8 protein-coding genes are annotated in these 6,898 nt (G+C 70.9%); 4 read left to right on the top strand and 4 right to left on the bottom strand.

From position 1 onward, the window contains the following. The 3 genes from JFB92_RS15245 to JFB92_RS15235 form a co-directional block, all read right to left on the bottom strand. Positions 1–215 (bottom strand): hypothetical protein (locus JFB92_RS15245; RefSeq protein WP_199040501.1); only part of this gene is annotated, 215 nt, incomplete at its 3' end. A 344-nt stretch (positions 216–559) separates the two neighbouring features. Next, complete coding sequence (locus tag JFB92_RS15240) at positions 560–937, bottom strand: hypothetical protein (RefSeq protein ID WP_199040499.1); 378 nt, start codon at positions 935–937, stop codon at positions 560–562. A 21-nt stretch (positions 938–958) separates the two neighbouring features. Next, positions 959–1,906, bottom strand: coding sequence for a hypothetical protein (locus JFB92_RS15235; protein ID WP_199040507.1), 948 nt, complete (start codon positions 1,904–1,906; stop codon positions 959–961). Positions 1,907–1,985: 79 nt separating this feature from the next. Between JFB92_RS15235 and JFB92_RS15230 the strand changes: the two genes are divergently transcribed. The 4 genes from JFB92_RS15230 (at position 1,986) to JFB92_RS15215 (ending at position 5,799) form a co-directional block, all read left to right on the top strand. Then, the gene (locus tag JFB92_RS15230) at positions 1,986–3,017 is read left to right on the top strand and encodes a FecCD family ABC transporter permease (RefSeq protein ID WP_307789172.1); all 1,032 of its coding nucleotides are present in this window, start codon (positions 1,986–1,988) and stop codon (positions 3,015–3,017) included. Next, a complete protein-coding gene (locus JFB92_RS15225; protein WP_199040495.1) occupies positions 3,014–4,117 on the top strand; it encodes a FecCD family ABC transporter permease in 1,104 nt (367 codons plus the stop codon). Before JFB92_RS15230 ends, JFB92_RS15225 begins: the two co-directional genes overlap by 4 nt. Further along, on the top strand, positions 4,044–4,991 hold the full coding sequence (locus JFB92_RS15220; RefSeq protein WP_199040492.1) for an ABC transporter substrate-binding protein: 948 nt from the start codon (positions 4,044–4,046) through the stop codon (positions 4,989–4,991). Before JFB92_RS15225 ends, JFB92_RS15220 begins: the two co-directional genes overlap by 74 nt. Before the next feature lie 82 nt (positions 4,992–5,073). Next, on the top strand, positions 5,074–5,799 hold the full coding sequence (locus tag JFB92_RS15215) for a hypothetical protein (RefSeq protein WP_199040489.1): 726 nt from the start codon (positions 5,074–5,076) through the stop codon (positions 5,797–5,799). Positions 5,800–5,838: 39 nt separating this feature from the next. On the opposite strand, the gene JFB92_RS15210 is transcribed toward JFB92_RS15215, so the two are convergent. Next, positions 5,839–6,885 carry an NAD-dependent epimerase/dehydratase family protein gene (locus JFB92_RS15210; RefSeq protein ID WP_199040485.1) on the bottom strand — a complete coding sequence of 349 codons (1,047 nt, stop codon included), beginning with the start codon at positions 6,883–6,885 and terminating at the stop codon, positions 5,839–5,841. Positions 6,886–6,898 lie beyond the last annotated feature (13 nt).

The raw sequence follows: 6,898 nt of genomic DNA, 5'->3' as shown, positions 1-6,898 counted from the left end.
GCCAGGTCGGCGGCGGTCTTGTAGTGGAAGTCGAACTTCGACACCAGCCAGTCCCGGAGCGCGGAGAACCCGTCGACGTCGCGGTGGATCTTCCAGGCTTGGGCCTTGATGACTTGGGCGAGCACTCGGGCGTGGAAGGCGTTGATGGCCGCAGCCGCCGCATCGAGGTCGGTGCGGATCTCCCTGGCGGTCTCACTCCGCTCTACCGGGTTCACGCTCCTCGCCATGTGCCACACCCCCCTTGATCCGAACCTTCGATCTTCTGATCTGTTTCCGTCCGGTTGTGCTACATCAATGGTGACAGCCCAACCAGCGATTGCCATCACCCGCAGGGTTGGAGAAGACTCATGTTCACCGCCCGGGACCGGCTGCGTCCCAAGCGATCCACGCCCGACACCGCACACACTCGACAGAAGACGAACCTCCCTCGCAGCAGCTGCCAGTCCCGGGGCCACTCGGCCCGAGGCACGCCACCGACCCCAGCCCTCCACACACCTCTTCGTCGCTGACCGCCTGAACCTCAGCTCGTTCCGGCCCGGTAGTGGTAAGACCGCCTTGATCACCGGTCGCACCAGGCGGCCGCGGACGGGAAGAGCATGAGCACGATGACGGCCAGGTTCGTCGCCGCCCACACATAGGAGAACTCGCCCACGGTCGCGGCGATGAGCGCGACGGCGGTCCTCATGAGGCACACCATGATCGCGGTCACGCGCGCCCAGCGGCGGTGCAGCTGGATGCCGAGGCCGAGGACCGCGTTCACCAGGTCGGCGAATATCAGTCCCATCAGGATCAGCGCCGTGAACGGGTCGCCGCCGCTGTCGGTGTGGTCGACGAAGTCGGCCCCGGACTCAATCAGCCCGGCCGCGGCCGAGATCCACAGGATCGCGACCGCGATCAGGATCGGACCGGGGATGCCCTTGAGCGTCGTGCCTTTCATGATGGGTCTCCCCGTCGGCGACTACTCCTCGAAGGTCGTGCCCTCGAAGGCGGCGATGACCGCGTCGTACTGGTCCTCGGCCGACTCGGGCACGAAGGCCGTGCCGTAGAGGGCGTTGACGCCGTCGATGTCGACCAGGAAGACGATCGCCGTCTCGCGCGTGTCCACGGTGACCTCCGAGTTCTCCCAGGTCGCGGTTGACTCGGCGATCACCGCGTCGCGGCCGTCGACGCTCAGTTCGGTGACCCCGGGATCGGTGTGATCGCCGTTCTCGCCTACCGAGGACAGGTCCTCGGCCCAGAACCGGGCGATCTCGGAGGCCGTGGCCCCCAACTCGTCCGGGTCGTGAGGCAGATCGGCGATGGCGTACTGGCCGACCTGGAACACGGCCACCCAGTTCTCCTCGTACTCGATGGTGAGGCCGAACGAGTCGACCATGTCCTCGCCGGACGCTCCTGGGCCGGACGAGAGCTCCCATTGGTCACTGGGGACCGGGACCTGGGCTCCGAGCGATTCGACCGGCAGCGTCTCCCCGGTCTGCGGAGGCTCGTCCTCGGTCGCCCCGTCCTCGGGTTCGGTCTCCTCTTCGCCCTCGGGCTCGTCCGCTCCGGTCTTCTCATCCGCTTCGGCCGAGGTCGCACCGTCGTCAATGGCCGCTTCGCCGCCGTCGTCGGAGTCCCCGAGAAGGAAGTACCCGGCCGCGCCGCCGCCGAGCATGAGCAGCACGACCACGACGACGAGTACGACCGTGCCGCCGCCGCGCTTCGGCACGGGAGCGGCCGGGACCTGCGGCGGGAACTGGCCGTAGCCCGGCGGCGCGGCGGCCGGCGCTCCCGGCGGCGGGGTCGGCGCGGGTGGCAGCATGTCCGGCCGGGCCGCCATATCGGGCCGCGTGGGCGGCTGCGCCGGGGGCTCGCCGGGGCTCGGCTTGCCGGGCTCCGGCGCAGGAGGGTATCCGGGGTTGGTCACGGCCGGATCATATAAGAGTCAACGTCACAATCACGTACCGCCACTTCATAGTAAGGTTAGCCTCACCTATCATCGTGTGGTGCCCTCTCCGGTCCCGACCCTCCGACCTTCCGCCACCGCGCGCGGCAGGCGGCTGACCACCTCCTCGGCCGTCGCCGCCCTGGCGCTGGTCGTGCTCGCCAGCCTCGCGGTCGGCGCCCGCGACCTGAGCCCTCTCGAAGTCTGGGACGCCCTCATCTACCGCTCCGATCCGATCGCCACCGCCGTCGTCTGGGACCAGCGCGTCCCCCGCTCCATCGTCGGCATCCTCGCCGGAGCCGGACTCGCCGTCGCCGGCGTCCTCATGCAGACCGTCACCCGCAACCCCCTGGCCGACCCCCGCATCTTCGGCGTCGCCTCAGGGGCGAGCCTCGGCGTCGTCATCGGGCTCAGCGTCTTCGACATGACCCGCCTCGAGCAGTACGTGTGGTTCGGCATCACCGGAGCCCTCGCCGCCGGGATCCTCGGCTACGCCATCAGCACTGCCGCCTCACGCGGCGACTCCTCCCCGGTCACCTTCGCCATCACCGGCGCCGCCCTGGACGCCAGCCTCTCGGCCGCCGTCTACGCCGTCCTCACCACCGACGTCCAGTCCTTCGACCAGTACCGCTTCTGGGCGGTCGGCTCCCTGGCCGCACGCGACGAGAGCGCCGCCGCCGCGATGCTCCCGTTCCTGCTGGCGGGCCTGGCCGTCGCCTTCCTCATCGCGCGCGGCCTCGACGGGCTCCTGCTCGGCAGCGAGGCCGCCACCGGACTCGGGCACCGCGTCGGCCTCACCCGCGCCGTCGCCGCGCTCACCGTGGCCCTCCTGGTCGGCGCGGCGGTGGCCGCGGCCGGACCGATCGGCTTCGTCGGCCTGGCCATTCCGCACCTCGCTCGCTGGGCCGTTGGCGGCGACCATCGGCCCATGATCGTCCTCAGCGTCGTGCTCGGACCGGTCCTGCTGCTGGGAGCCGACGTCATCGGTCGTGTCATCGTGCCCGGCGAGGCCCCCGCCGGCATCGTCTGCGCGATCATCGGCGCCCCGCTGCTGATCGCACTGGTCCGCAGGGCGAGAATGGTGACCGCATGACCGGCCTCGATCTCCCCGGACGCACCGTCATCCGCGTAGGCGTCCACTCGGTGACCGTCCACCGCCGCTCCGCCGCCGTCTGCGCGGTCCTCCTGGCCGCCCTGCTCGCGGCCGTCACCACCGCGTTGTGCCTGGGTGAAACCTACATCACGTTCGCCGACGCCCTCGCCTCCCTGACCGGCGAGAGCCCCTACGACCTCACCATCGAGGTGCTGCGCCTGCCCCGCACCGTCCTCGCCGTCGCCGCCGGAGCCGCGCTCGCGCTCTCCGGCGCCCTCATCCAGTCCATCGCCCGCAACCCCCTGGCCAGCCCCGACATCATCGGCGTCACCGCCGGCGCCGGACTGGCCGCCACCCTCGCGCTCACCGCCGGACTCGGCTTCACCCTCCTGGCCCCCGCGGCCCTCGCCGGGGGACTCGCCGCGGCCGCGCTCGTCCTCGCCGTCGGCTCGAAAGGATCCCTGTCGACCCCCCGCTTCGTGCTGGCCGGGATAGCAGTGGCCGTCCTGCTCAAGTCCGGCACCCAGATGCTCCTGCTCGCCGCCGCGCCCATCGACGCCCAGCGCGCCCAGATCTGGCTGATCGGCACCCTCGCCGGACGCGGCTGGGACGAGGCGGCCTTCGTCGGCGCGGTGCTCCTGCTCGCGCTTCCGGCGCTGCTGTGGGCCCAGCGCGCCCTGGACACCACTGCCCTCGACGGCCCGACCGCCATCGGCATCGGCGTCCGCGTCTCCTCCCGCCGGCTCTGGCTGGCCGTCCTCGGCGTCGTACTCGCCTCCGCGGCGGTGTCCCAAGTGGGCTCCGTCGAATTCGTGGCCCTGGCCGCGCCCCAGATCGCGCGCCGCCTGACCCGCACCTCCCGCCCACCGCTGCTGGCGACCGCGCTGGCCGGGTCGGTCCTGCTCGTGCTGGCCGACTGGGTCGGCCGGACCGCCTTCGGCGACTACCAGCTCCCCGCCGGCGTGCTCACCGCGGCGCTCGGCGGCGCCTACCTCATCTATCTGCTCATGACGAAAGGCAAGACCAGTGCGCAACAGCATCATCGCCGGGCTCCTCGGCTCGGTCGTCGCGATCGGACTGACCGCGTGCGGCAGCTCTGACCCCGTCTCCGACGGCGGCGAGGTCGAGGGCGAGACCCGCACCGTCGAGCACGCCATGGGATCGACGGACGTCCCGGTCGAGCCCGAACGCGTCGTCGTCCTCGACACCGACAAGATCGACACCGCCCTGTCCCTGGGCGTCACCCCGGTCGGCGCGGCCCGCGCTGGAGAGACCGAGCTGCCCACCTACCTCGGCGACCTCTCCGATGTGACCGTGGTCGGCACCCTGACCGACCCCGACCTGGAGGCCATCGACCGGCTCGACCCCGACCTCATCCTCGGTTCCAAGTTCCGCCAGGAGGAGTTCTACGACGAGCTCAGCGAGATCGCCCCGACCGTCTTCACCGAGAACGTCGGCATCACCTGGAAGGAGAACTTCCTGCTCGACGGCGAGGCCCTCGGCAAGGGGGAGGAGGCTCAGGAGCTGCTGGAGGAATACGAGTCCCGCGCGACCGACATCGGTTTCTCCATCGCCACCGCCGCCGGTGCATCGCCCGAGATCTCCATCGTCCGCTTCATGCCCGACCACATCCGCTTCTACGGCCCCGACGGCTTCTCGGGGATCGTGGTGGGCGACACCGGACTCGGCCGCCCCGAACTCCAGCGTCTCGAAGGCGCCGACGACCGCCGCTTCGGCGAAGTCTCCCCAGAGGAGCTCGACACCGTCGACGGCGACTTCATCTTCTACTGCGCCTACGGGCCCGACGGCGAGTCCCAGTTGACCGAGTACACCTCCGGTCCGCTCTGGGAGTCCATGTCGGCGGTCGAAGCGGGACAGGTCCACGCGGTCGACGACGAGGTCTGGATGACCGGCATCGGGGTCACCGCCGCCGGAATGATCCTCGACGACCTCGAGACCTACATCCTGCCGTGAGGAGCGGCCGCACGGCATAGGCTGACGGAAAGGGGCGGGGGCCGTAGGATGGGCCGAGCCCGCAACGGAAACGGAGAGCGACATGGCTTACGGACAGCCGCCATACCCGCAGCAGAACCCCATGCCGGGGCCGGGCCCGAAACCGAGGCCCGGGACGGTCACGCTCGCGGTCTGGATCCAGTTCCTCACCGCGATCTCGTTGGTGATCACGGCACTGGGCGGGTTCACCGCCAGCGGCCCGATCGAAGAGCAGGCATGGGAGGACATCCAGTCCGACCCGAGCTTCGACGCCTCGGGCCTGACCCGCGACGACATCTCGACCCTCGTGACGGTCATGTTCGCCGGAGTGGCGGCGATCTTCATCCTCTTCGCGGTCTTCTACCTCGTGCTCGGGCTGCTCAACAACAAGGGCAAGCGGCCCGCGCGGATTCTCAGCTGGATCCTCTCCGGACTCGCCTTGGCCTGCTGCGGCCTGCCGCTGCTGGTCAGCATGGTCGGCTCGGCCACGGTCAACCTGGGGGACACCGAATACGAGGACGCCACGACGCAGGCGGTCCAGGACGCCACGCCGGGCTGGATGATCGCATCACAGTGGATCACCCTGCTGCTGCTCCTGGTCGGCTCGCTGGTGATCATCATCGTGCTGGCCATGCCGCCGTCCAACGACTTCTTCCGCAAGGAAGAGCCGCAGCCGCCCTACCCGGGAGGCCCCGGGCAGCCCCCGTACCCGGGCGGTCCCGGCCAGCCGCCGTACCCGGGGCAGCAGCCGCCTCCGGGGCCCGGCCAGCCGCCGTCCCCGCCGCAGTAGCACCGACCGGCGCCTCCGCCGTTCCCGGCGGGGGCGCGGTCACGGCCCGACGAAGTTCTCGGGCGTGGGCACCTCGAAGGTCCGTTCACGGTCGTGCCAGATGCCCAGCACGGTCCCTTCCTTCTCGCGCGTCAGCCCCGCCGTCAACCGCGGAGCGTCGGCGTTGGCCTTCCACCAGCGCTCGATCGTCGTCGCCAGCGACACCGTCGCCAGTCCGGCCCCGAACGCCGACTCCGGATCGTGGGAGACCATCCCGTCGTAGTCCGGCTCCGGCAGCCACAGCCCCAGCGAATCCGGTCCCGCCCACGGGTTGACCCCGTGCTCGGCCAGGAAGTCCTGCGGGACCCATGTGAATTCCGGGCGCGCCTCGATGACGCCGAGTCCGATCAGGGTGTCGGCGATGCCGTGGAGGAACCGCTCCATGGCGATCGGCCGGCCGATCGCGTCGAACGTGCCGACCACGCCCCGCTCCCCGGCGTCGAGGATCCACGCGGCCAGGTCCTCGACGTCGATCCACTGGACCTGGCGCTCGGGCCTGCCCGGGGCGAGGACCTCGCCGCCCTCGGCGATGCGCAGCGGCCAGCAGCCGAGCCGGTCGGAGTTGTCGCCCGCGCCGACGATCAGGCCCGGCCGCGGGACGAACGCCCGGTCCCCGAGCCGCTCGCGCACCAGGTTCTCGCAGGTGACCTTGTTGCGGCCGTACAGCTCCAGACTCGTCTCGGTCTCGTCGGCCGAACTCGGCTCCAGCGTCCGGTCGCCGCGGGCCGACGGGTCGGCGTACACCGAGATCGAGGAGACGAACGTCCAATGCCCGGCCCCGTCTGCCAGGGCGTCGAGCACCGGGCCGACCTGCGCCGGGATGCGCGAGACGTCCACCACGGCGTCGAAGGACCGCCCCGCCAGCGGCGCGACGCCCTCCGGGCTCGACCGGTCGATCCGCACGAACTCGACGCCTTCGGGAGGCTCCCCGCTCGCCCCCCGGGCCGCGACGGTCACTCGCGAGCCGCGCTCGACCGCCGCCTTGGCGACGGCCTTGGACAGGTACACGGTGCCGCCCAGGACCAGGAGGGTTCGTTGTCCGCTCATCTCCCGATCATCG

Source organism: Glycomyces salinus (assembly GCF_016428645.1).
In the GTDB taxonomy this organism is placed as follows: domain Bacteria; phylum Actinomycetota; class Actinomycetes; order Mycobacteriales; family Micromonosporaceae; genus Glycomyces; species Glycomyces salinus.
The sequence above is the reverse complement of the archived record's forward strand: the minus strand, read 5'-3'. Positions and strand labels throughout refer to the sequence as shown.